Genomic DNA, 23,168 nt, shown 5'->3' with positions numbered 1-23,168 from the left:
GCCCTCACCCCACCACCTGCCCACGCCGCCGCGCCCCAGGGCTCGCGGCGTGAACCGGGTCGAACCCGAAGAAGTCGAGCACGTGATGCGCGACCAGATCGCGGTCGTTATCCGCGCAAATCATGTGGTAGCTGTTCTCAACCACCACACTGCGCGCGTCCTGCATGGAACCCTGCAGAAATTCCGCCGAACGCAGGCTCGTCAGTTCATCCTCGCGGGCATGCACGATCAGCGTCGGGCAACGGGTAGCGGGGGCGGCCGTGCGCACCCAGTCGCGCATCCGGTCCACCTGCCGCACGCACGCGAGCGGCACCCACGGATAGTGAAAATTGTCACCGCGCTCGAATTTCTTTTTCACGATCGCGCGGATCAGAGGATTCTTCAGGCCGAACGGCTCGCCCTCTTCCACCTTGGTCCGCTCCGCCATGCCCGGCACGTGGTAGAGCACATGACGCAGCGCCCGATACCACGGCGTCGACCAGCCGTCGATAAACACCGGCGCGGCAAGCAACGCCAGCTTGCCGCGCGCATGCTCGACGCGATGACATAGCAGCAGCGCAACCAGCGCGCCCATGCACATGCCTGCGACATGCAAGGTGTCGTATTGACTCTCCAGTTCCCGGTATTGCTCGGTGACGGCATCGAGCCATGCTTCGGCGCGCACCCCGATCAGATCCTCCGGCTGCGTGCCGTGGCCCGGCAACGTGATCATGTGCGCCTCGCCGCCTGCACGCCGGAAGGCCTTGTGCAGCGAGCCGAGATCGTACTGCGTACCGCCGAGTCCGTGGATCAGCAGAACCCCGGTCCTGCCGGTCATGGTCATACGTAGGCGTCCGCGTAGGATCGCTCGATTTGCCAGACACCGGCCACGACGGTCACGTCGACATTCGAGTCCATCAGCGGCGCGCCGCGATCGATCACCCTGCGCGTGCCGCCGTCCGGCTGCACGATGCGCAACGACACCGCTTCGCGATCCTCGCCCGCGACTTCGGCGCTCCAGTAGTTGTGCAGCGCCTCGCGGTCGTCCGGATGCAGACGCTCGAGCACCTGCGGCAGGCTGGCGAGCGTCGCGGCATCGGCGCCCGCGCCGAACACCAGTTGGAGATCGCCGCTCCATTCGATCCGGCCGGTGGTCGGATCGAGCACATAGGCCACCTGCTCGGCGCTGGCGAGCGCAAGCTCCATGTTGTTCTGCCATATCGCCGCACGGCTGTGCACCAGTTCGCGTGTGGTCTTTAGCGTGCTGACGGTCAGCACCAGCAGCGACGCCACCGCCAGATAGAGCTGCGCTTCCAGAAGCGAGCGGCCACGCTGTTCGTCGAGCATCGCGAACACGCCGTCGCCCTGCGCCGTCTGCAGGATCACGACGATCGCCAGCATCAGCACCGACAACGAACCGCTGCGCCCTCCAAGCAGCACCGTCACCACCACGGTAAGGAACAGCGGAATGTAGGTCAGCGCGAACCCAACGCCGATGCCGAATTTCGCGGCACTGTTACCGTCGAAGATCAGCATGGCAAGCACGGCAAGCAATACGAACGACACGATGCCAAGCACGATATCGAAGCGCTCGTGATCGCCGGAGCGATGCGCGCGGAAACGCGACCACGACGCCAGCACCGGCGTGACGAGCACCACGCCGACAAAGTCCGACGCGGCCCAGACCCACCAGACATCCCAGAACCTGACGCCCTGCACGAGCGCATACCAGGCCGCGCCGCCGACTGCGCCCAGCGCGCCCGCGAGCGTGCCGGACAGGATCACCGAGCGCAGGAAGTAGAGACCCTCGAGCGAAAAGCGCACGCGCTGCACGAGCCAGACGGCGAGCGCGGCCGCGCCGACTTCATCGACGGCGAACAGGAGTGCGTTGAAAAGGTTGCCCTGCTCGACGGTGCTCAAGGCGAGCTGCGCGAGGAGAAACGCGACGCAGACCGGCAGCCATTGCCGCACCGGCCGCAGCATGAAGGCCGCTACGGTGACGCCCGCCGGCAGCCAGATATAGCCGGTGATGCGCACGGGTCCGTTGAGCTGATGCGAGATGTAGCCGCTCGCGAAGTACAGCAGCGCCCACAGGAGCGGTGTGACGAGTCTCGGCTTCGAGAGTGAGGTGGCCATCGACAGTATCCCAGGTTCCCATCATGCGCATGACGATAGCGCCGCGCGGTAGCGTGCCGCGACAACAGCGGCGAGGCGGGCGGAAGGCGCCCCAACGGCGCCGGACAGATCCCAAAGAGGCGACATTATAAAGACTCGCCAGGCCACGCCCCGCTCGTGCGCAACGCCGACGGCTAAACGCTGCGCACGCCGGGCACCCCGCGCCTCACCAGGTCCCGCGGCGTCACGCCCAACACGCGGTTCATCCAGTGCGCCATATGGCTCTGATGCGCAAAGCCGGTCTCGAGCGCCACCTGGCTCGCACTGAGCGTGCCTTGCAGCAGCAGCGCCCTCGCCCGCTCGACACGCCGCTGCACGACATACTGATGCACCGGCATGCCAAACGTCTCGCGGAACAGCACCTTGAAATGCGGCACGCTCAACTCGGCCAGCGCGGCCAGTTCGGTGAGCGTGAGGCGCTGGTCGAGATGGCTTTCGACAAACTCGACCAGCCGCGCAGCCGTGCGCGGCGCGAGCCGCTGGCGGCGCTTGCCCTCGAGTGCTGGCGCCCCTTCGATCAGGCGCACGATCATCGCCGTGCCAAGGCTCTCCGCGTACAGCGGATCGGACGCGTCATCGGCTTCGAGTTCCGCGCGCAAGGCCCACGCCAGATGCTGAAAACGCGGATCGCGCATCTGGAACTGCGGACGGATCTGCGCCTCGCTCGCGCGCAATTCGAGCTGCTCGAACGTCCTGCACGCGAAGGCTTCGGCAAACCACACGCTGAAAATCGTGCAACTGGCTTCGTCGACCCATTGGCCGTCGAGTCCGGCAGGAATCACATCGGCGTCGCCCGGCGACTGCAGCCGCACGTGACGCCGCTCGTTGCACAGGCAACGCGCCTTGACCGGCGCGCCGACATGAACGCCGACGCGGTGATACCCCAGCGCCGGAATCCGGTGCACACCTGCCGCCACCTGCACCAGCTCCGCGCCGAAGCCTTGCCAGCCAAGGCCTGCGCTCGAGCGCAGCGTGATGCGCGAGCCTGAGTGCGGCGTCGGAATCGGAATCACAGCGTTCATGGCGGTCCCTCCTGGGGCGCGATGGAAGTCGTCTGCATTGTGCGGTGTTTTTGGCCGGAGTGCTTGGCGAGGCGTAGTCTCGCATGCCGCCGCAGCAGCAGTTGCAGCAGTTGCAACAGCGCAAGGCTGTAATGTGACGGTGCGATGCTGCAATGATGCGTTGCGTTGCGTTGCGTTGCGTTGCCGCGCCATGTCATGCCGGATGAAAACCACCATCCGGATCTGCTCGATACCATCCGCCCCTGCGCGTTTTCCCTCTGACCCGCTCCTATGATGGGTGCACCCCACCTACAAGGAGCGCAACGTGTTCGTTATCTTCGGAGCATCAGGCCATGCCGGCAGCGTCACCGCAGCCCGCCTGCGCCACGCGGGCCGCGCCGTGCGGGCGGTCGTACGCCGCGAACAGCAAGGCGAGCCGCTGGCGAAACTCGGCTGCGAGATCGCGCTGGCCGATCTGACCGATCGCGGCTCGGTCGCCCGCGCGATCGAAGGCGCCGAGGCCGTGCAGATACTCTGCCCGGTCCCGCAAGGCGACTCGCAGCCGGAAGCGACCATGCGACGCATGATCGACACCGCCGTCGAGGCCCTGCGAGCCAATCCGCCGCCACGCGTGCTGGCGCTGTCCGACTATGGCGCGGAACTGGATAGCGGTACCGGCATCACGCTGCTGTTTCATTACCTCGAAACGCAGCTAAGGCCGCTCATGAGCCACCTGACCTTTCTGCGTGCCGCGGAGCATATGCAAAACTGGGGGCGTGTGCTGCCGGGCGTGCTGAAGGCCGGCGTGCTGCCGAGCCTGCATCACCCGCTCAGCAAGCGCTTTCCAACCGTGGCGGCTCAGGATGTGGGCCGGCTCGCGGCCGATCTGCTGCTCGATCACGATCCAGCCGGCGAGATCACGCCGCGTATCGTCAGCATCGAAGGGCCGCAGCGCATCAGCGCGCTCGACGTTGCCCATACGCTCGGCGAGCTAAGCGGACGGCCGGTGGCCGCGCATGAGCTGCCGCGCGACGCGTGGACACCGATGCTGCTGCGCGCGGGACTTAGCGCTGAGCACGCGCAGTTGATCACGGATCTCTACGAGACGCATAACGATGGCCGCATCGATGTGGAAAACGGAGTCGGCGAGCGGCGCTTCGGGAGCACGCCGCTTGCGCAGGTGCTGGCGGCAATGCTGCCTCACGTGGAAGCGGCTGCGAGCTGAACGGACGGTAATTCATCCAGGAGAAAACCATGTCGACCTGCCCTTTGCTGCGCATGTCCTTGCCGTCGTCATCAGCGGGACAGGCACAACCGGCCACCGCCGGCAGCACCGCGAACACACGTGACAGTCGCAAGGGACAACTGTTGCTGGCGGTCTTGCTCAGCGTGGCGGAACTCGCCGGCCTCCATCAGCTCCAGCAGGTGCTGTACGCACTGCCTGATAGCAACGAGGACTTCATCTACTTTTGATTGGCGCGAGGGCCGCGCTGCGCCGCCCCGATAACCGTCACGATGAATCGGGCGGTTATCACCTATACCCCGAACATCTCTGTGCCGCGGCAAGTTTCTCGGCTTAAACCGTGCTGCTGACATCTACGCCAGCGATATCCCGTCTCCATTTGCCTTTTTCAAGGTCTGCTAGCAAAACGATTGCGCGCTCGTTGCTCGTTTTCACACGGACCAACGAGCCTTGACCCATTTTTACATCACCCAACTTCCCACCTGCTAAGTTCTTGCGCGTGACAACCGGCGCTCGTCACCAACGCAGCAAGTGCGTACGCTGGTGCGACGTCGATCACGCGACCACCGCGGGACACCCCATTTAGCCGCGACTTCACCCACCACTTGTCATTTATACGTCAAAGACGTATAGTTCGTCCAATGCTCACAATAGTTGAAACACCCCTTTTCAAACACCTCGTGTCCGACTATTGGACCGAAGACGAGCGCGGTGAATTCTGTTCGTGGCTCGCTCAACATCCAGATTCAGGGGACGTGATTCCCGGCGCTGGCGGATGCAGGAAGGTGCGATGGAAGCGTCAGGGCAGCGGAAAGAGTAGCGGCGTTCGCGTAATCTATTACAACCGGCTCGCGAACGGCGAAATCTGGTTGCTAACCATCTACGCCAAGAGCGCACGGGAAAGCATCCCTGCCCACACACTCAAGGCGATCAAAGAGGCAATTGACCATGCCGAAGACTGAACAAGAACTCAACGAGCGCGACAAGTCGCGCGATATCGGTGCGGAGTTGCTGCAGGCCGTCCAGCAGATGAAGGCTGGACAAGTCGGCCGCGTTACCACTGTCCAGGTCAGCACCGCGAGCGAAGCCCGCCGCAAGGTGGGGCTGTCGCAAAGTCAGTTCGCCGTCGCGCTGGGCGTATCGGTGCGCACGCTTCAAGAATGGGAGCAAGGTCGACGCGAGCCATCTGGAGCGGCTCAACGGCTGCTGAACATCGCGGTGCGGCATCCTGAGGTGCTCATCGAGGAGTTAGCCGCAAGATAACGGCGATTCGCTTAGAAAGTGCACCTTGTGCATCAAGGCTCACAGACGAATGCAGTTTTCCCCTACTCGTTCTCTTCGAAGTAATGCCCGAACTTCACCTGCTTGGTGCGGATATAGCGCTCGTTTTCCTCGCGCATCGGGATCGCCAGCGCGACCCGTTCGCACACAGGAATGCCGTGCTGCGCCAGGGTGTCGAACTTCTTCGGATTGTTGCTCATCAGCCGCACAGAGCTGACTTTCAGCGTGCGCAGAATGCCTGCGGCTGAGTCGTATTCGCGCGAGTCGTCCGGCAGGCCGAGATCGAGATTGGCCTCGACCGTGTCGCGCCCCTGCTCCTGCAGCGCATACGCGCGGATCTTGTTGGACAGCCCGATGCCGCGCCCTTCATGGCCGCGCAGATACAGCAGCACGCCGCGGCCCTCGGCCGCGATATAGCGCAGCGCCAGATCCAGTTGTTCGCCGCAGTCGCAGCGGTATGAACCGAGCACGTCGCCGGTCAGGCATTCCGAATGCAAGCGGGTCAGCACGGGTTCGCCGCTGGCGACGTCGCCCATCACAAGCGCTAGATGCTCGGCGCCGCTTTCGCAAACGCGAAAAACATAAGACGTAAACGTACCGTAACGGGTGGGAAGCGTGGCGACCGCGTCCAGAATGACGCATTCGCCGTTATGTTGGCCGTCTGCATTCGACGGATCTTGAGGCGTGGGCATGGCGATAGGCAAAGGCACTGACATGAACCCGTGAACAACCGGGGATAAAGTACGGAACTGGAGTTTACCGCTAATCGGCGCCAGGCACCTGCAAGCCCCCACGGCACGCACCACCCGGCAGGCGCAATGCCCGTTTTCCTATGCCTTTCGTTGGCGCTCCGCCACAGGTATTTGCCATGCGTGTCCGGCGCATGGGTGCGTCCTATACTGAAAGTGCCTGTTTTCTACGACCGCACGTCAGCTATCGGCGTGCTGCACTGCGATACGGAGCCGCCCCATGACCAGCGTTGCACAACTTCTCAAATCGAAACCGACTCAAGGCGTCTACACGATTGCGGCCGAAGACTCTGTCTACAACGCGATCAAACTGATGGCGGACAAACAGATCGGCGCACTGGTGGTGACCGATGGCGAAAGCATCGCCGGGATCGTCACGGAACGCGACTATGCCCGCAAGGTCGTGCTGATGGACCGCTCGTCGAAGGCCACGCCGGTGCGCGACATCATGAGCCGTGCGGTGCGCTTCGTGCATCTCACGCAGACCACCGACGAATGCATGGCGCTCATGACCGAGCGGCGCATGCGCCACCTGCCGGTGATCGATCAGGACAAGCTGGTGGGAATGGTGTCCATCGGCGACCTGGTCAAGAACATCATCGCCGAGCAGCAGTTCACCATTCAGCAGCTCGAGTTCTACATTACCGGCGAGCACCCCTGAGCGTCGGCTCACCGCCTGCTGAAGCAGATCAGACAGCCGTCTGCGCTGCGAGCGCGCAGACGCAAAAAAAGCCCAAGCCGCCTCGGGTTGGGCAAAGCTACCTTGCGGCAGCGGAGGTTTCTGAATTTCGTATCAGCGGTTATGCCATCTGCATCAACTGCGGTGGCATCCCGCTCTGGCCGGCTGCTACGCCGGCCCCCTGAGCGTTGGCCCGCCTACTGACGGATCCGTACTGGCCGATTAGTGACCGATTAGTGGCCGAAATAGATGTCCTGGCTACGCGCGACGGGTTGCACCGCTTGCATTGAACCCGAGGCGGACGTCCCGCTCGTCGCCGTACCATAACCGCTCGTGTCCGCTACGCTGTTTTGCGCAACCGGCGGGTTTTCTGCCTGGACGCGCTGTTCAGCGGCCTGAATATCGGCCGGATAGGTGGCGTCGTCGGCGCGGGCGGGGTTATAGCCGGCCTGTTCCAGTTGAATCAGCTGGTTCCTGACTTCGGCGCGGGTCACGGGCTGCTGGGTCGTGTCCGCGGCCTGGGCGAACGAGGCAACCGGTGCGGCGAACAATGCAGCAATAGCGACAGCTTGAATGAGCGACTTCATGATGTTGACCTCCAGACTTGGCTTTTTTGATTTCGCTTGACACACCATGTGAAAAGCGATTAGTTCCAGTCTAGTCAGCGCAACCCCAAGGGAAAACCCTTAATTGAGAGATACATATTTGCGAGATTCGCAAGGATAACTGGGAACTCGCAGTGGATATGGGCAACCTGTCAGCTTTGACGTAGCAATTACCCGTTTCGTAAGTATTGAAGGCGGACTGTTAAGCAAAGACTCCCTAATCCGGTCGCTCTTGCCGGAACGGGAACGCCGGATTGGAAAATCGCCGGCGTCAGGCCGCAGGAAGCGGCGTCAGCAGTTTGCGCGGCCCGCTGACGAAGGGGCTACCCGGTTCGTAGAAGCGCAATGGCCGGTGCATTTCGCGCGACAGGCCGATCCGCTTGGTGACGCCAATGGGACGGTCCTCCACCTCGATCCGGCCGATCCATAGCTCGCGGCCGCTGCACAAATCCCATCCGTCGAACGCCTGTGCAATACCGAACGCGCTTGTGAGACGGCCCGGCCCACGCGCGAGGTCCAGCAGTTTGACGCCTGGGCGGCGTGCCTGCATCAAGGGCAGGCCTTCGCGGTTCAAGCGCACGGATCAGGATGCCGGCGCCAGTGCCCTCCGCCTCGCTCGACATGTTCAGCATGAGCGACACGCCGTATGTGAGCCGCACATAGGCGTGACCTCTCGCCAGAAACATCGAGGCGTTGTAGGGGCGCAGGCCCATAAATGCATGGCTGGTCGAATCGCCGAGCGGATAGGCTTCTGTCTCGACGATCCGTCCGCTGATGCGTCCTTCGGGGAGGTCGCGCACGAGATACTTACCGACCATGTAGCGGGCCAGCTCAATGGTATCGACCGGCAAATCGTCACGGTGCAGCGGCACAATGGGAAGCAACGCAGAAGTCATGGCGGCAGAAGTCATGGCGGTACAGGGCTATCGAGTTATCCCCAGCGGGACTTCCTCCGGCCGTGGGAAGTCCCGCTGCGCTGGGGCGCAGGCCGAATCAGTACAAGGTGGCAATGCCGCGCAATGACCTGCTCCTTGCCGGTGTGGCAAACCGATCCGTTGTGCCAAAGCAGCAGTTCTCTGCACACCTGCGCTCAAAATTCTTTCAAGTAGAGTATTGTTACATCCGGCCAGTAGCACAGCCCTTACCGGCTTGCGCGTGCCTCGGCCCGCTTGATCAGCAGACAGGTTTGCATCGCTCGCAGCATCGTTCCACTCAGATTTGATCCCGAAGTACCCGTTGGTGCAACCCTGCGGTTTCCGTCCGGAACCGTGATGAATCATGACAACAGGAGAAAGTTGAATGAAAGCATTCCAGGCAATCAAGGTCATCGGTGGCGCGCTCATCGTCGTGGCGTCTCTCAACGCTTATGCACAAAGCAGCGATGCAACGGCGGCATCGGCTCCGGCGGCTGCCCCGAGCGCAAAGTCAGTCAAGGCATCCAACCGCGCTCTGCAACGCAGCGTGCGCAAAGCTCTGTCCAAGACGAAGGGCCTGAGCGTGACCAACATCACGGTGCGTGCACGTAGCGGCGCCGTGACATTGGAAGGTTCGGTGCCTGAGCAACCGCAGATCGATCTGGCTACGCAAGCTGCTCAAGGCGTGGCGGGCGTGACGTCGGTGAAGAACGCACTGACGATCCGCGCGATCGGTCAGTAACCCGGCCAATAACCCGGCCGGTCAATGCAGCGCAGCGGGCACAATCCTGGATCGCTCCAGGTTGTGCCCGTTTAACCCGGCAAGCCCGGTCCGCAAGTTTTCTCAACCCTCGACACTGCGCTGCATCTCACGCGCAATCACAATCTGCTGGATCTGCGTGGTGCCTTCGTAAATACGGAACAGGCGCACGTCGCGATAGAACCGTTCGATCCCGTACTCGCTCATATACCCGGCGCCGCCGAAAATCTGCACGGCACGATCGGCCACCCGCCCGCACATTTCCGTCGCAAACATCTTCGCGCACGACGCTTCGCTCGTGACCCGCTCGCCTGCATCGCGACGGCGCGCCGCGTCGAGAATCATGCAACGCGAGGCGTAGATCTCCGCCTTGCTGTCGGCCAGCATCGCCTGGATCAATTCGAATTCGACGATCGGCTTGCCGAACTGCTTGCGCTCCATTGCGTAGCGCAACGCGTCGGCAAGCATGCGTTCGGCAGCGCCTGTCGCCACTGCCGCGATATGCAGACGGCCCTTGTCGAGCACCTTCATGGCGGTCTTGAAGCCGACGCCTTCTTTCTCGCCGATCAGGTTCGTCGCCGGCACACGGCAGTTCTCGAAGATCACGTCACAGGTGTGCGCGCCCTTCTGGCCCATCTTGCGATCGATCTTGCCCAGCGACAGCCCTGGCGTTCCCGCCTCGACCACAAAGGCGGAGATTGCGTCGGCGCCTCTCACCGTGGGATCGGTACGGGCCATCACGGTGAAGAGCCCGGCCTCCGGGGCGTTGGTGATGAAGCGCTTGGTGCCGTTCAGCACGTAATGATCGCCGTCGCGCACGGCCGTGGTTCTGAGCGACGCCGCGTCCGAACCGGCCTCCGGCTCGGTGAGGCAGAACGAGCCGATCAGTTCGCCCGAGGCGAGCTGCGGCAGATACTTCTCCTTCTGCGCCGGCGTGCCGTCGATGACAATGCCGGTCGAACCGATGCCGTTGTTGCTGCCGATCGCCGAACGAAATGCCGGCGAGGTCTTGCCGAGTTCCATGGCGGCGAGCACTTCCTCTTCCATGGTCAGGCCGAGGCCGCCGTATTCCTCAGGAAGACATAAACCGAACAGGCCGAGGTCCTTCATTTCCTGCAACAGCGTTGCCGGGATCTGATCGGTCTCGGCGACAATTTCCTCATTCGGCACCAGCCGTTCACGCACGAAACGGATAATGCTGTCGAGCAACAGATTGAGGGTTTCCTGGCTTCGAATCACAACGTCTCCTTGAAAACCTGCGTTCGTTATTGGCAGATATTCGTTATAGTCTAATGTACTAGCGCATTTTCCTGATCCATCGCTTCAACTTATGTTGACGTATATCGACATCACGGCTTGAGCCGGCACGCCCCTTCACCCGACATCAAAGGGCGCCGTACGTAGCAGGGCCAGCCCGCCTGACCCGGCCTCCCCAGGCAGTACCCTGAGCAAGATCCCAGGCGAAACCATAAGTCTCGAACAAGGAACGACCGGATGACAACATCGACTGTGCTGCCTCGCTGGACCCTTGCAACACCCATCGCTGCCTGGCTGATTCTGGGCGCCGCGTATGTACTACCGGGCCACGGCCTGCTGCTGGCGCTGGTCGGCGTGGCGCTGGCCGGCGCCGTGTTCGCCGCCGTGCATCATGCGGAAGTGGTCGCGCACCGGGTGGGCGAGCCGTTCGGCACGCTGGTGCTTGCGGTTGCGGTGACGGTCATCGAGGTCGCGCTGATCGTCTCGGTCATGCTCACCTCCGGGCCGGAGAAAGCCGGCCTTGCGCGCGACACGGTGTTCGCGGCAGTGATGATCGTGTGCAACGGCATCGTCGGCATCTGCTTGCTGGTGGGCGGCATCCGCCACCGCGAGCAGGACTTCCAGGTGCGCGGCGCGGCCGCCACGCTCGCGGTGCTCGCATCGCTCTCGGTGCTGACGCTCGTGATGCCGAATTTCACCACCACCCGGGAGGGCCCGCTGCTGTCATCGTCGCAACTGGCGTTCGCGGGGGTTTCGTCACTGGTGCTGTACGGCGTATTCGTGTTCGTGCAAACGGTACGGCATCGCGACTATTTTCTGGCCGCGTCGCCCGATGAAAGCGTGCACGCCGCGCCGCCCAGCTCCGCCCAGGCGCTGATCGGCGGCGGGCTCCTGCTGGTGTGCCTGGTGGCCGTGGTGTTGCTGGCGAAACTGCTGTCGCCGACGGTCGAGACGGCGGTGCAAAACATCGGCGCCCCACCGGCCGTGGTCGGCATTGTGATCGCGGCGCTCGTGCTGTTGCCCGAAGGGCTTGCTGCCGTACGCGCGGCGCGCGCCGACCGCCTGCAGAACAGTCTGAATCTCGCGCTCGGCTCGGCGCTCGCCAGTATCGGCCTGACCATTCCGACGGTCGCCGCGGTGTTCCTGTGGACCGGCCAACCGCTGGTGCTCGGCATCGACGGCAAGGAAACCGTCATGCTGATGCTGACGCTGGTGGTCGGCACCCTTACTCTCAGCACCGGCCGCACCACCATCCTGCAAGGCACCGTGCACCTGTCGCTGTTTGCCGCGTATCTGTTTCTCTCGTTCGCGCCGTGACCGGTCGATTCAGGCGGGCGGCGGCGGACGATTGCCGCCGCCCGCACGCTCGGTCCAGTGTTCCGCGATCCACTCGCGAAACAGATTGACCTTTTGCTGATGCGCGACGCAGTCCGGATAAACAAAGTAGTAGCGCGATCCGGTCGTCAACACCGTATCGAAAGGACGCACGAGGCGCCTCGCCGCCACGTCCTCGTCGACCAGCGCGAGATCGCTGATCGCCACACCGAAGCCTTGTAATGCCGCGTTGGTGGCAAGATCGAGCGTATCGAAGCTCGGGCCGTGGCCTGCGTCGATCTCGCGGTCCTCTACATGGTCCAGCCACATCCTCCAGTCACGGTGGTCGCGGGTCGGATGCAGCAAGGTGTGCTGCGCGAGATCGGCGACGCGCTCGAGCGGCTTGCCATGGAGCAGCTCGGGCGCGCAGACCGGCGTCAGCCGTTCTTCGAAAAGCGGCACGGCCTGCACGTCGACGCCCGGCGACGATCCGTAGATGATCGCCGCGTCGAACGGTTCGCTCTGGAAGTCGACGTCATGCTGCCAGGTGGTGGTGATCTGCACGTGCAGGTCTGGGTACTCGGCCTGAAACTGCATGATTTTCGGCAGCATCCAGCGCATCACGCAGGTCGGCACTTTCAAGGCGAGATCGGTGCGCTGACGGGTGAGACGCAGGGAGATCTCCTCGATGCGCGCGAAGCTCTCCTTCACCGCGGGCAATAGCAACTCGCCCTCCGCCGTGAGCGTGAGCCCCTTCGCGTGGCGCTTGAAAAGCGGAAACTTATAGTAGTCCTCAAGCGCCAGAATCTGCCGGCTGACCGCGCCCTGCGTCAGGCACAGGTGATCCGCGGCGCGCGTGAAGCTGCGATGCCGCGCAACGGTCTCGAAGATCTGCAGCGCATTTAGCGGGGGAAGTCGTCGCATGGCGCTGTCCGGGTTCCAGGTATCAGAAAAATGCATCGCAAGAGCGGCCGGCCTGACGGCTGTGCGCGCCCGATAAGCCTTTAGCATAAGCGATCAAAAAACCGCGCGGCTCCCCGGATCGCGCCGCGGCATGCACGGTGCGCATGGCGCACGGCCTGGCGCCGCGCGGCCCCTGCCCGGCCGGGTCTCCCCGTGCACGGCGCCCGGCGCATGAGCTTATGTCATGGCGTCCATGCAGAGATTTCGTTTGTTGAGCGTTTTTGGCAAACCTAGAGTGCATCCACCCGTCACGCTACAGAAAGACGCCAATCTGGCCGATAGCTCAATAGCTAGCTCATGCGCGGCCGGTAGATCGAGTCCGTCCGCGACGCGGCCACCCTGCACAGAATTCATCCGATCAATACCCCGCTTTTTTGACAGAGGAACCACCATGACCGCTCCTGACTTCCTTGCCTCACGCGCCCAGCGTGTCCGTCGCGCCTTGACGACGGCCGGCGCCACCCTGGCTCTGGTCGGCGCCGTCGGACTCTGCATGTTCGCCGCGCCCGCGGCCCATGCCGATGCGCTCGATTCGATTGCCAGATCGGGCGTGGTGCGCATCGGCGTGTTCGAAGACTACCCGCCGTTCGGCTCGATTGGCCCGGACATGAAGCCGCAAGGCTACGACATCGACGTCGCCAATCTGATCGGCAAGGCGCTCAACGCGAAGGTGGAGCTGGTCCAGGTGACCGGCGACAACCGCATGGCCTATCTGGCCGACCACAAGGCCGACATGCTGCTTTCGGTCGGCCAGACCCCGGAGCGCGAAAAGGTCATCGATTTCTCGCAGCCCTATGCCCCCTACTATCTGGCGGTGTTCGGCCCGAAAAACCTGGTGGTCAGAAACGCAGGCGACCTTGCCGGCAAGACGATTTCAGTGGCGCGCGGCACGCTGGAAGACCTGAGCGTCACCAAAATCGCACCGCCGGGCGCGACCATCAAAAGATTCGACGATCCGAACGGCGCAATTTCGGCGTTTCTTTCTGGTCAGGTACAGTTGATGGTGGTCGGCAACGACGTGGGGGCAACGATCCTCGCGCGCCATCCGGCCAACGATCCCGAGCAGAAGTTCGCCCTGTTCAGTTCGCCCGATCACGTCGGCCTGAACAAGAACGAGCCGCGCCTGAAGCAGAAAATCGACGACACGATTGCCCGCGCCCGCAAGGACGGCACGATGAATGCGATTTCGCAGAAGTGGCTGCAGGCGCCGCTGCCGGCTGACCTATAACCCTGTTGCGCCGTTGCCCCGGTCCCACCGCGCGGCCCGGTTGGAGACCGATTTACGATGAGCGGTTTGTCATGAGTTACGCGTTCGATTTCAGCGGCTTCGGCGTCTATGCCGGCATGCTGGCCCACGGTGTGGCGGTCACCCTGGGGCTCACTGCCGTGTCCACCGTGCTCGGCGGCCTCGTGGGCATTGGCGGAGCCAGTATCAGCATCGGCGGCCCGCGCTGGGCGCGCACGCTGATCGCGGCATACGTGGAGCTGATCCGCAACACGCCGTTTATCGTGCAGCTGTTTTTTGTGTTCTTCGGCCTGCCGAGCCTCGGCGTGCATATCGACGAAGTAGAAGCCGCGATCCTTGCGATGACCGTCAATCTCGGCGCTTACGCCATCGAGATCGTGCGCTCCGGCATCGAATCGGTGCCGCGCGGCCAGCTTCAGGCGGCTCAGGCGCTCGGCTTGCAGGCACGGCAGGTGTTCCGCTTCGTGGTGCTGCCGCAGGCGCTCGCCAACGTGTTCCCGGCGCTGCTGAGCCAGGTGCTGATCGTCATGCTCGGCTCGGCGGTGGTATCGCAGATCTCGGTGCCCGATCTCACCTACGCGGCAAACTTCATCCAGTCGCGCAATTTCCGCTCGTTCGAAAGCTACGTGATCATCACGGTGACGTATCTGCTGCTCTCCATCGTGTTGCGGCAGGTGCTCAACTGGCTCGGCCGCGGCCTCTTTGCCGGCCGCATGCCGCACCGCCCCAGCGAGCCGCGCGGCTGGCGCATGTTGCTGGCGTGGCGCGGCCCGCGCACTGTCCCGACGGAGCGCTGATCATGGTCGAATTTACCCTGTGGGACATTGCCCGCAATCTGCTGCTCGCCGCACGCTGGACCGTGCTGCTGTCGGTGATCGCGTTTGTCTGTGGCGGCGTGGCGGGATTCGCACTGCTCGCGATGCGCGTATCGCCGCTGCCGTGGCTGCGGCGGACGGTGTCGCTGTACGTCGAGCTGTTCCAGGGCACCCCGTTGCTGATGCAGCTCTTTCTGGCTTTCTTCGGTTTGCCGTTGCTAGGTGTGGATGTGTCGCCGTGGACCGCGGCTATCGTCACGCTGACGCTGTACACCAGTGCCTATCTGGTCGATATCTGGCGCGGCTGCGTCGAAGCGGTGCCGCGCGGTCAGTGGGCGGCGGGCGCGAGCCTCGGCATGACGTTCGGCCAGCAGTTGCGCTATATCGTGTGGCCGCAAGCCAAAAAGATCGCCGTGGCGCCGACGGTCGGTTTTCTCGTGCAGGTGGTAAAAAGCACCGCGCTGACCTCGATCATTGGCTTCACCGAGTTGACCAAGACCGGCACCATGATTACCAATGCCGCGTTCCGGCCGTTTCCGATTTACGGCATGGTGGCGCTAATCTACTTCGCGATGTGTTTTCCGCTCACCTGGTATGCGCGGTCTTTGGAGAAGCGGCAGAAGGTTGGACAGCACCGGTGAGGTTGTGAAGTAAAAGCGGCAACCGTGTGATGCTACGGTTGCCGCCTGTTCTGCTCGTTTCTTGTCACAGCCCTGGAGCAGGCGCCGTTGCTGCACCGCCTTGCCAGGCCGGCCTATCAGGCTGCATTAGCGGGCTGCATCACCGTGCCGCCTGCGTCGACTTCCGCAACTTCGCTACCTCGTCCGCGCTCACCGCCGGGGCGCCGTTGTTCCACCCTGCGCGAACAAACGTCAACACATCCGCGATCTGCCTGTCGTTCAGCACCGGCGCGTACTTCGGCATCGGATACGGCGCGGGAACGCCCTGAATCACCAGATCGCCGGTGCCGTTCAAGGTGACGTTGATCAGCGACGAAGCATCGTGCTCCATGACGTTCGGGTTGCCCGCCAAGGGCGCCAGCATCGGCGCGAAACCACGGCCATCCACGCCATGACAATGCATGCAGTACTCGGTGTAGACCCGCGCACCCGCATTGTTCGCCGGACGCGTCAACGAGACCCGGGTTGCCTGCGCATCATACGAATACGGTGGCGCACCGGTGCCGCCCGCCGCCGGCAGCGATTTCAGGTAGGTCGTCATCGCGGCGATATCCATGTCGTTCATGGCCTGCGTGCTGTTGTTGATCACGCTGGTCATCGAACCGAACGCCGAGGCATGCGCATTCGCGCCGGTCTTGAGGAACGCCGCGAGATCCGCCTCGGACCAGCGCCCCAGGCCGACGTTATGCTCGCCCGTCAGGTTCGCCGCGAACCAGCCGTCCAGCGGCGCACCCGTCAGGTAAGCGCTGCCGCTTTCATCCAGCGCCTTCTCCTGGAACGCAATGCCGCGCGGCGTATGGCACGAGCCGCAATGGCCGAGGCCCTGGATCAGGTACGCGCCGCGGTTCCAGGCGACGTCCTTGCCCGCCTTGTCCTGATAGACGCTTTTATCCAGGAACACCACATTCCACAGCTTCAACGGCCAGCGCATATTGAGCGGCCATGGAATGTCGGACTCGCGATTGGCCTGCTGCACCGGCGCCACACCGTTCATGAAGAACGCGTAAAGCGCCTTCACGTCGTCGTCGTTGACCTTTGCGTATGACGGATACGGCATCGCGGGATACAGGTTGTGTCCGTCTTTCGCCACGCCCTCGCGCAACGCCTGCGCAAAATCTTCCTCCGTATAACGGCCGATGCCGGTGTCCGGATCGGGCGTGATGTTGGTGGTGTAGATCCTGCCCATCGGTGTGGTCATCGGCAGACCGCCCGCGAAGGGCTTGCCGCCGGGCGCCGAGTGGCACGCCACGCAATCGCCCACCTTCGCCAGATAGGCGCCGCGCTGCACCAGTGCGCCGTCCGCGGCATGCGCGCCTGACTGCACCACAAGCGGCAAGGCGAGAGTCAGCGCCGCCCCGGCAAGCTTCAATGTCTTGATCATGATCGGTCTCCGGGGTCACGCGGTTTGCAGTTGATTGCCGACCGGCAACTGCCGCAGCCGTTTGCCGGTCGCGGCGTAGATCGCGTTCGCCAAAGCCGGCGCCAGCGCCGCCGTGCCGGGCTCGCCGATCCCGCCGGGCGCCTCGGTGCTCTTCACGATATGCACTTCGATGCTGGGCGTCTGGTCGATGCGCAGCATGCGGTAATCGGTGAAGTTGTTCTGCTCGACGCGGCCGTCCCTGATCGTGATCTCGCTATACAGCGCCGCCGTGATGCCGAAGATGATGCCGCCCTGCACCTGCGCCTCGATGGTGTTCGGATTGACGACCATGCCGCAATCGACCGCGCACACCACGCGGTTCACCGTCACCTCGCCCTGCTCCACGGTGACGTCCGCGACCATCGAAAAGAAGCTGCCGAACGCATTCATGACCGACACGCCGCGCCCTTGCCCACTCGGCAGGCTCGTGCTGCCCCAGCCGGCCGCGCGCGTCGCCGTATCGAGGACGTTCAGCGCACGCGGCGACTTGCCGAGCAGATCGCGCCGGTATTTCACCGGGTCCACCTTGGCCTGGGCGGCCAGCTCGTCGATGAAGCTCTCCACCACGAAGGTGCCGCGGGTCGGTCCGACGCCGCGCCAGAACGCGGTCGGCACCGCATGCGGTTCCTGGCGCACATAGTCGACGAGCTGGTTCGGCAAGTCATACGGCAGGTCGGCCGAAACTTCCACCGCGTCCGGATCGAGCCCGTGCTGGAACGCGGGCGGCGCAAAGCGCGCCATGATCGACGAACCGACAATGCGGTGCTGCCACGCAACCGGCTTGCCGTTCGCGTCGAGCCCCGCCGAGATCTTGTCGTAGTAGTACGGCCGGTACATGTCGTGCTGGATGTCTTCCTCGCGCGTCCACACCACCTTGACCGGCGTACCCAGCTGCTTGCCGATCTTCAGCGCCTGGGCGGCCATGTCGGTTTCGAGCCGGCGCCCGAAACCGCCGCCAAGCAGGTGGTTGTGCACCGTGATCTTTTCGGCCGGCAAACCGGTGAGTTTCACCGCCGTGTCGACTATCCGCGTGGGCACCTGGGTGCCCAGCCAGATATCGCAGCCGTCGGGCCGCACGTGCACCGTGCAGTTGACCGGTTCCATGGTGGCATGCGCGAGGAACGGCTGCTGATAGACCGCGTCGACGCGCGTTTTGGCGTCCGAGAAGCCCTTCGCCACGTCGCCGTCCTTGCGCGCCACGGCACCCGTGCCGTGGTCCGCTGCGTTAGCGAGATCGTCGACGATCTGCTTCATCGAGAGCTTCGCGTCCGGCCCTTCGTTCCACTTGATATCGAGCGTGGCGAGGCCACGCCTGGCCGCCCACGTGTGGTCGCCGATCACAGCCACCGCATTGTCGACCTTGACGACCTGGCGCACGCCGGCAATCTTCTTCACGTTGCTGTCGTCGACGCTGGCGAGCGTGCCGCCGAACACCGGGCACGTCGCAATCGCGGCATAGACCATATCCGGCAGCCGCACGTCGAGGCCGAACAGCGCGGTGCCGTCCACCTTCTCCGGCGAGTCGAGGCGCTTGACCGCCGTGCCGATGATCCTGAAGTCCTTCGGGTCCTTCAGCGGCACGTTCTGCGGCGCGGGCAGCTTCGCGGCGGCATCGACCAGTTGGCCGTAGCCGATGCTGCGGTTGCTGGCGGGATGGATCACCTGCCCCGCCTGCGCGTGACAGGTGGCCGGGTCGACCTGCCATTGCTGCGCCGCCGCATTGATGAGCAGCACGCGGGCGGTTGCACCCGCCTTGCGCATCGGCTCCCACGCGTAACGGATCGAGGTCGAGCCGCCCGTCAACTGGCCGCCGAGCAGCGGGTCCGTAAAGAGCTTTTCGTCGGGTGGCGCGTGGTCGACCGTGACGCTGTCGAGCGGCACCTCCAGCTCTTCGGCGATCAACATCGGGATGGACGTATAGACGCCCTGGCCCATCTCGACCTTCGGGATCACCAGCGTGACCTTGCCCGCGTTATCGATCTGGATAAAGGCGTCCGGTGCAAACACGCCGGCCGGTGCGGGTTCGCTTGCGTCCCCGCCGATCACCGATTTGCCCGCCAGGGCCTGGCCTTGCCCCTGGCTTAGCGCGGGCATGCTGAAACCGAGCAGCAGGCCGCCGCCCGCCGCCACGCCCACCGTGGCGCTGAATTTCAGAAAGGCGCGGCGCGAGAAATGCGGGCCATTATGGGGTCCGTCATGCGGGCCGTTCGCATCGGATGCCGCGCCTGTGGCCGCTCTGGCGCCGCTCGCGCCGTTTTGCGCATCAAGGAGTCCTCGCGACATGTCAGGCCTCCTTTGCCGCTTGCTTGATGGCCGCACGAATGCGGTTGTAGGTGCCACAGCGGCAGATGTTGCCGGCCATGGCGGCGTCGATGTCCGCATCGGTGGGATTGGGGTTCTGCGCAAGCAGCGAGGCGGCCGACATCACCTGCCCCGACTGGCAGTAGCCGCACTGCACCACGTCGATCTGGCGCCAGGCCTGCTGCACCTTCTTGCCGGCGGGCGTTTCACCAACCGCCTCGATCGTGGTGATCTTTTTGTCGCCGACGGCCGCCACCGGCAACACGCACGAGCGCACCGCTGCGCCGTCCAGATGCACGGTGCATGCGCCGCACTGCGCAATGCCGCAGCCGAACTTCGTGCCTGTCAGGCCGACCAGGTCGCGTAAAACCCACAGCAAGGGCATATCCGGCGGTGCGTCGACGGTATGCGTCTGTCCGTTGATGTTGAGCGTTGTCATGGGGACTCCGTTGCGGATTGTTGTTTGGTATGACGAGGTGGCGAAGAAATTGTAGCTTCGCCCCGGAAAGTTCGCCGATGCCGTGCCGCGAGGTGGAATTTTGCTAGCATGGCCTCATATAGCCTTATCCCCAAACACGCGGAGTCGAGCTATGACCGAACAGCAAGCCATTCAATTCCTGTCGGAGATTCGCCGGCCTTTGCTGGCGCTGCACAAGTCGATTCTCGACCACGAGCGGGCGGTGTACGAGAAGGAATTCGGCCCGGTGACGCCGGCTGCGTTCCTGCAAGTGCTGATCAACGGTTCGGGGTTTCGCTGGCTCACGCCACTCTCGACGGTGATCGCCAATGTCGACGAGACGCTCGACGACAAGAAGGCCACCGCGGCAGACCGGATCGCCGCCGCGCAGGGCGTGAGCGGTCTGTTTTCGTCCGAACTGCCTGACAATGCGTTTCTGGCGCGCTACCTGCCGTTGCTGCAGGCGAGCCCGGCGATCCTGCATGAGCATGGCAAGGTGACACCGGTATTGCGCGCGGTGGAAGGAAGTTAATTCAATCGCATACCTAAGTAATTTCCCTGCACCGGCTTTGTTGGCCCGTACATTTTCCCTTACTGAAACAACGCCCCCCAAAAAAACAGCCCGCGAGCGTTCGCGGGCTGTTAGTGAGCGTGCGTTGCCGCACAAACGCCTGTTTCAATCAGCCGGCCAGATCCGCGGGCAACTTTCCGCCGTTCGCCGCCAACGCCTGCATCACCTGCTTGTGCAACCAGATGTTCATGCTGGCTGAATCGTTGGTGTCGCCGCTGTACTTGAGCTCCTGCGCGAGCTGCTTGCGATGCTCGAGGCTGCTGTCGATGCCGAGCGCCTTCAGCGTATCGACAATCGAGGTGCGCCAGTTCAACGTCTGGCCGCTCTCGCTGACAAACTGGTCCATCACGGCCGCAACATCGACGTCCGTCAGCGGCGCCGGTGCAGGTGCGGCCGCCGGAGCGGCAGCTTGTGCGGCTGCAGGGTCAGGTGTCGGCTCTGCTGCAGGCGGCGGTTGATCGGGCTTTGCCTTGCCGAACAACTTATTGACGATGTCACCAAAGATGCTCATTTCCAGTTCTCCTTACGGGGAAGATATTGCGGGAGCAGCATGTAGCCGTTCGCGGACATGCATGCTGCCAACATCATAGGCTGCTGTGATTGCCCAGTCGTTGCAGATTTGTGTCAAATGGTCAAACCCGCCATCAGCAGTTTCCAGGTTGTCTGCGCGCCCCTCACCCCGTTGCATTCAACTTGCGCCACAACGTCGTCTTGCTGATCCCAAGCGCCTCGCATACCTGATCCCGATCGCCATTGAACGCCTCCAGCGCAGCGCGAATCTCATCGGCTTCCACCCGGCGGCTGCGCTGACGCAAGGTCAATGCAGCATCGTTCGATGCCCCATCCTGGCGTCCGGACAATTCCGGTGCGATCGACTGCAACACCTCATGGGTCAGCGCCATCTCATCCGAGTACGCCAGCTCGACGGTAATCCGCTCAATCACGTTCTGCAGTTCCCGCACATTGCCGGGCCATGCGTGCGCACTTAGCGATTCGCTAACGGCCGCGAGCATGCTCAACGCATCACCCGTCGTACGAATGCGCGTCGCGAGACGCGGCTCGCGACGCGCCGCCTGACATAGCAGTTCAGCCGCGAGCGGCATGAGATCGGTAAGGCGCTCGCGCAGCGGCGGCAACGCAATGTTAAGAATGTTGAGGCGGTAGTAGAGATCGGCGCGGAACTCGCCGCCCTCGACGGCCGCCGTCAACTCACGATGCGTCGCCGCCACGATCCGCACGTCGATTCGCGTCGGCTCGGTCGAGCCGAGCCGCACCACTTCGCGCTCCTGCAGCACACGCAGAAGCCGGCTTTGCAACGGCAAGGGCATTTCGCCGATCTCGTCGAGAAACAGCGTGCCGCGGTGGGCCGCCTCGATCAGCCCCGCTTTGCCGCCACGCCGCGCGCCGGTGAACGCGCCCTCTTCGTACCCGAACAGTTCGCTCTCCAGCAAGGCCTCCGGAAACGCGCCGCAATTGAGCGCGACAAACGGAAAGTCGCGTCGTGCGCTCAGATGATGCAGGCTCTGCGCGACCATCTCCTTGCCGGTGCCGCTCTCGCCGCGAATCAGCACGGTGGCGTCCGACTTCGCATAACGCTGCACCAGTTGCCGGACCCGTTCGATCGCGGGACAGGTGCCCACCAGATCGTCGAGCCGGTAGCGCGCCACGAATTGCTGCGCGCGCTGCCGCGAACGCAGCGTGCGATCGAGCCGCTCCACAGCGCGCGACTCCTGAAACGTCAGCACTGTGCCCGTCGTCACGCCGTTGTTGACCAGCGGTCCACGATGCACGACGTAGCTGATGCCCCGCAGGGTCTCGAGCGACTCGCCCTCGTCATCCGGGACGGCGCCGGCGAGATCGGGCGCGAGTTCGAGCAGCGCGCGTCCAACCGCCGCAGCGGGTTCGATGCCGAGCACCAGCGCCAGACGCTGGTTGATGGCTTCGACGCGGCCCTGCGCGTCAAGTGCGACCACACCGTCACGCAAGTGCTGCAATACGTTGTCCAGACGATGCCGGCGCACCGCCTCGCCCAGGGTCGCCTGGGCGACTTCGAGCGCAGTATCGAACGCGGCACGCACCGAGGCGCGCGAGTAGAGAAACACGGACTCCATGCCGGCCCGCGTAGCGAGCTCTGTCACCATACCCGGCCCCACGATCGTCCCGACGCCGCGGTCGCGCAGGTCGAGCACGCAGGACTCCGCGTCCTGCGTGGATTGATACGACGCAAACACCACGTCGATGCCATAAGCCGCCACGAAGCGGCGCACTTCGGCAGGCGTCTCACCATACGTGACAAGCGCGACCGACGACGCGTCGCGCCGCGCCCGCGCCAGCGCATGCATCACGTCGAAACCGGTTGGCGTGATCAGCACGACCGGCACATCCACGCGCGCCTTCAGATAAGTGCCGTTGGAGCCGGCCGCGACCAGGATGTCAGGGCGCTCCTTGCCCGCCGCCGCGATTTCGTTGACGGCGTCTTCATAGCCGCGCGACACCAGCCGCAAATCGGCGCGAGTGTCGTATTCGTCGGCGATATCGCGAAACAGGTCGCGCAGTTTGCTGATACCGATGGCCCAGACGCGGGGCCTGGAGCCGGGTTCGGGAAGTCGGTTCATGGCTGGCTGCCGGGGTGGCGCTCAAGACTGGGAAGCGATCATTATGATCCCTTCGTTTCAGTTATGAAATATGAAATTCCATTTATGAAACCAAAGAGCGACGATGCCCGCCCCCAAACCCAAAGCTAATCAACGACTTAAGC

The 23,168-nt window shown here is 63.6% G+C and carries 23 protein-coding genes and 1 pseudogene; 11 read left to right on the top strand and 13 right to left on the bottom strand.

Annotated features, from left to right (window positions below; all coding sequences use genetic code 11):
• Positions 1–4: 4 nt before the first annotated feature.
• The 3 genes from FFS45_RS39270 to FFS45_RS39260 all read right to left on the bottom strand — a co-directional run bounded on the left by FFS45_RS39270 (position 5) and on the right by FFS45_RS39260 (position 3,176).
• On the bottom strand, positions 5–817 hold the full coding sequence (locus FFS45_RS39270; RefSeq protein WP_137959991.1) for an alpha/beta fold hydrolase: 813 nt from the start codon (positions 815–817) through the stop codon (positions 5–7).
• 2 nt (positions 818–819) lie between these two features.
• Positions 820–2,115: an MASE1 domain-containing protein gene (locus FFS45_RS39265; RefSeq protein WP_137959989.1), complete on the bottom strand. Its 1,296-nt coding sequence runs from the start codon at positions 2,113–2,115 to the stop codon at positions 820–822.
• Between the two features lie 173 nt (positions 2,116–2,288).
• Positions 2,289–3,176, bottom strand: coding sequence for an AraC family transcriptional regulator (locus FFS45_RS39260; RefSeq protein ID WP_137959988.1), 888 nt, complete (start codon positions 3,174–3,176; stop codon positions 2,289–2,291).
• Between the two features lie 304 nt (positions 3,177–3,480).
• On the opposite strand from FFS45_RS39260, the gene FFS45_RS39255 reads away from it, so the two are divergent.
• The 4 genes from FFS45_RS39255 (at position 3,481) to FFS45_RS39240 (ending at position 5,661) form a co-directional block, all read left to right on the top strand.
• A complete protein-coding gene (locus tag FFS45_RS39255; protein WP_137959987.1) occupies positions 3,481–4,380 on the top strand; it encodes an NAD(P)H-binding protein in 900 nt (299 codons plus the stop codon).
• Between the two features lie 29 nt (positions 4,381–4,409).
• Positions 4,410–4,628 (top strand): hypothetical protein, encoded by a 219-nt coding sequence (locus tag FFS45_RS39250; protein ID WP_137959986.1) that lies wholly within the window; start codon positions 4,410–4,412, stop codon positions 4,626–4,628.
• 411 nt (positions 4,629–5,039) lie between these two features.
• Entirely contained in the window at positions 5,040–5,360 is a 321-nt protein-coding gene (locus FFS45_RS39245) for a transcriptional regulator (RefSeq protein ID WP_137959985.1), read from the top strand.
• Positions 5,347–5,661 (top strand): helix-turn-helix domain-containing protein, encoded by a 315-nt coding sequence (locus FFS45_RS39240; protein ID WP_137959984.1) that lies wholly within the window; start codon positions 5,347–5,349, stop codon positions 5,659–5,661. Before FFS45_RS39245 ends, FFS45_RS39240 begins: the two co-directional genes overlap by 14 nt.
• 62 nt (positions 5,662–5,723) lie before the next feature.
• On the opposite strand, the gene ribA is transcribed toward FFS45_RS39240, so the two are convergent.
• Positions 5,724–6,371, bottom strand: coding sequence for a GTP cyclohydrolase II (gene ribA, locus FFS45_RS39235; protein WP_137959983.1), 648 nt, complete (start codon positions 6,369–6,371; stop codon positions 5,724–5,726).
• 277 nt (positions 6,372–6,648) lie between these two features.
• Here ribA and FFS45_RS39230 point away from each other — a divergent pair, with 277 nt between their 5' ends.
• Entirely contained in the window at positions 6,649–7,089 is a 441-nt protein-coding gene (locus FFS45_RS39230; protein WP_137959982.1) for a CBS domain-containing protein, read from the top strand.
• Positions 7,090–7,340: 251 nt separating this feature from the next.
• Here FFS45_RS39230 and FFS45_RS39225 read toward each other — a convergent pair whose 3' ends face one another.
• Both FFS45_RS39225 and FFS45_RS39220 read right to left on the bottom strand, forming a co-directional pair.
• Positions 7,341–7,694, bottom strand: coding sequence for a DUF4148 domain-containing protein (locus FFS45_RS39225; RefSeq protein ID WP_137959981.1), 354 nt, complete (start codon positions 7,692–7,694; stop codon positions 7,341–7,343).
• A 289-nt stretch (positions 7,695–7,983) separates the two neighbouring features.
• Positions 7,984–8,608, bottom strand: a pseudogene (locus tag FFS45_RS39220) (DNA-3-methyladenine glycosylase).
• 403 nt (positions 8,609–9,011) lie between these two features.
• Here FFS45_RS39220 and FFS45_RS39215 point away from each other — a divergent pair.
• The gene (locus tag FFS45_RS39215; RefSeq protein WP_137959980.1) at positions 9,012–9,368 is read left to right on the top strand and encodes a BON domain-containing protein; all 357 of its coding nucleotides are present in this window, start codon (positions 9,012–9,014) and stop codon (positions 9,366–9,368) included.
• Between the two features lie 102 nt (positions 9,369–9,470).
• On the opposite strand, the gene FFS45_RS39210 is transcribed toward FFS45_RS39215, so the two are convergent.
• Positions 9,471–10,625 (bottom strand): acyl-CoA dehydrogenase family protein, encoded by a 1,155-nt coding sequence (locus FFS45_RS39210; protein WP_137959979.1) that lies wholly within the window; start codon positions 10,623–10,625, stop codon positions 9,471–9,473.
• A gap of 255 nt (positions 10,626–10,880) precedes the next feature.
• Here FFS45_RS39210 and FFS45_RS39205 point away from each other — a divergent pair, with 255 nt between their 5' ends.
• Positions 10,881–11,960, top strand: coding sequence for an ionic transporter y4hA (locus FFS45_RS39205; protein WP_137959978.1), 1,080 nt, complete (start codon positions 10,881–10,883; stop codon positions 11,958–11,960).
• A 9-nt stretch (positions 11,961–11,969) separates the two neighbouring features.
• On the opposite strand, the gene FFS45_RS39200 is transcribed toward FFS45_RS39205, so the two are convergent.
• Complete coding sequence (locus tag FFS45_RS39200) at positions 11,970–12,881, bottom strand: LysR substrate-binding domain-containing protein (protein ID WP_137959977.1); 912 nt, start codon at positions 12,879–12,881, stop codon at positions 11,970–11,972.
• A 430-nt stretch (positions 12,882–13,311) separates the two neighbouring features.
• Between FFS45_RS39200 and FFS45_RS39195 the strand changes: the two genes are divergently transcribed.
• From FFS45_RS39195 to FFS45_RS39185, 3 genes are all read left to right on the top strand, one after another.
• Positions 13,312–14,148 carry a transporter substrate-binding domain-containing protein gene (locus tag FFS45_RS39195; RefSeq protein WP_249363114.1) on the top strand — a complete coding sequence of 279 codons (837 nt, stop codon included), beginning with the start codon at positions 13,312–13,314 and terminating at the stop codon, positions 14,146–14,148.
• A 71-nt stretch (positions 14,149–14,219) separates the two neighbouring features.
• On the top strand, positions 14,220–14,963 hold the full coding sequence (locus FFS45_RS39190; RefSeq protein WP_137959976.1) for an amino acid ABC transporter permease: 744 nt from the start codon (positions 14,220–14,222) through the stop codon (positions 14,961–14,963).
• 2 nt (positions 14,964–14,965) lie between these two features.
• Positions 14,966–15,622, top strand: a complete 657-nt coding sequence (locus FFS45_RS39185; RefSeq protein WP_137959975.1) for an amino acid ABC transporter permease — start codon at positions 14,966–14,968, stop codon at positions 15,620–15,622.
• Positions 15,623–15,761: 139 nt separating this feature from the next.
• Here FFS45_RS39185 and FFS45_RS39180 read toward each other — a convergent pair whose 3' ends face one another.
• From FFS45_RS39180 to FFS45_RS39170, 3 genes are read right to left on the bottom strand one after another with little or no spacing between them, the layout of a single operon-like run.
• Complete coding sequence (locus FFS45_RS39180; RefSeq protein WP_137959974.1) at positions 15,762–17,042, bottom strand: cytochrome c; 1,281 nt, start codon at positions 17,040–17,042, stop codon at positions 15,762–15,764.
• 15 nt (positions 17,043–17,057) lie between these two features.
• The gene (locus FFS45_RS39175) at positions 17,058–19,364 is read right to left on the bottom strand and encodes a xanthine dehydrogenase family protein molybdopterin-binding subunit (protein WP_137959973.1); all 2,307 of its coding nucleotides are present in this window, start codon (positions 19,362–19,364) and stop codon (positions 17,058–17,060) included.
• 1 nt (position 19,365) lies between these two features.
• Positions 19,366–19,821, bottom strand: coding sequence for a (2Fe-2S)-binding protein (locus FFS45_RS39170; protein ID WP_074268351.1), 456 nt, complete (start codon positions 19,819–19,821; stop codon positions 19,366–19,368).
• 151 nt (positions 19,822–19,972) lie between these two features.
• Between FFS45_RS39170 and FFS45_RS39165 the strand changes: the two genes are divergently transcribed.
• Positions 19,973–20,371 carry a hypothetical protein gene (locus tag FFS45_RS39165; protein ID WP_137959972.1) on the top strand — a complete coding sequence of 133 codons (399 nt, stop codon included), beginning with the start codon at positions 19,973–19,975 and terminating at the stop codon, positions 20,369–20,371.
• A gap of 148 nt (positions 20,372–20,519) precedes the next feature.
• Here FFS45_RS39165 and FFS45_RS39160 read toward each other — a convergent pair whose 3' ends face one another.
• Both FFS45_RS39160 and prpR read right to left on the bottom strand, forming a co-directional pair.
• The gene (locus tag FFS45_RS39160; RefSeq protein WP_137959971.1) at positions 20,520–20,921 is read right to left on the bottom strand and encodes a DUF3597 domain-containing protein; all 402 of its coding nucleotides are present in this window, start codon (positions 20,919–20,921) and stop codon (positions 20,520–20,522) included.
• Between the two features lie 163 nt (positions 20,922–21,084).
• On the bottom strand, positions 21,085–23,025 hold the full coding sequence (gene prpR / locus FFS45_RS39155) for a propionate catabolism operon regulatory protein PrpR (protein WP_137959970.1): 1,941 nt from the start codon (positions 23,023–23,025) through the stop codon (positions 21,085–21,087).
• Positions 23,026–23,168: the final 143 nt, after the last annotated feature.

The sequence above is a fragment of the Burkholderia sp. 4M9327F10 genome (genome assembly GCF_005503145.1).
In the GTDB taxonomy this organism is placed as follows: Bacteria; Pseudomonadota; Gammaproteobacteria; order Burkholderiales; family Burkholderiaceae; genus Paraburkholderia.
The sequence above is the reverse complement of the archived record's forward strand: the minus strand, read 5'-3'. Positions and strand labels throughout refer to the sequence as shown.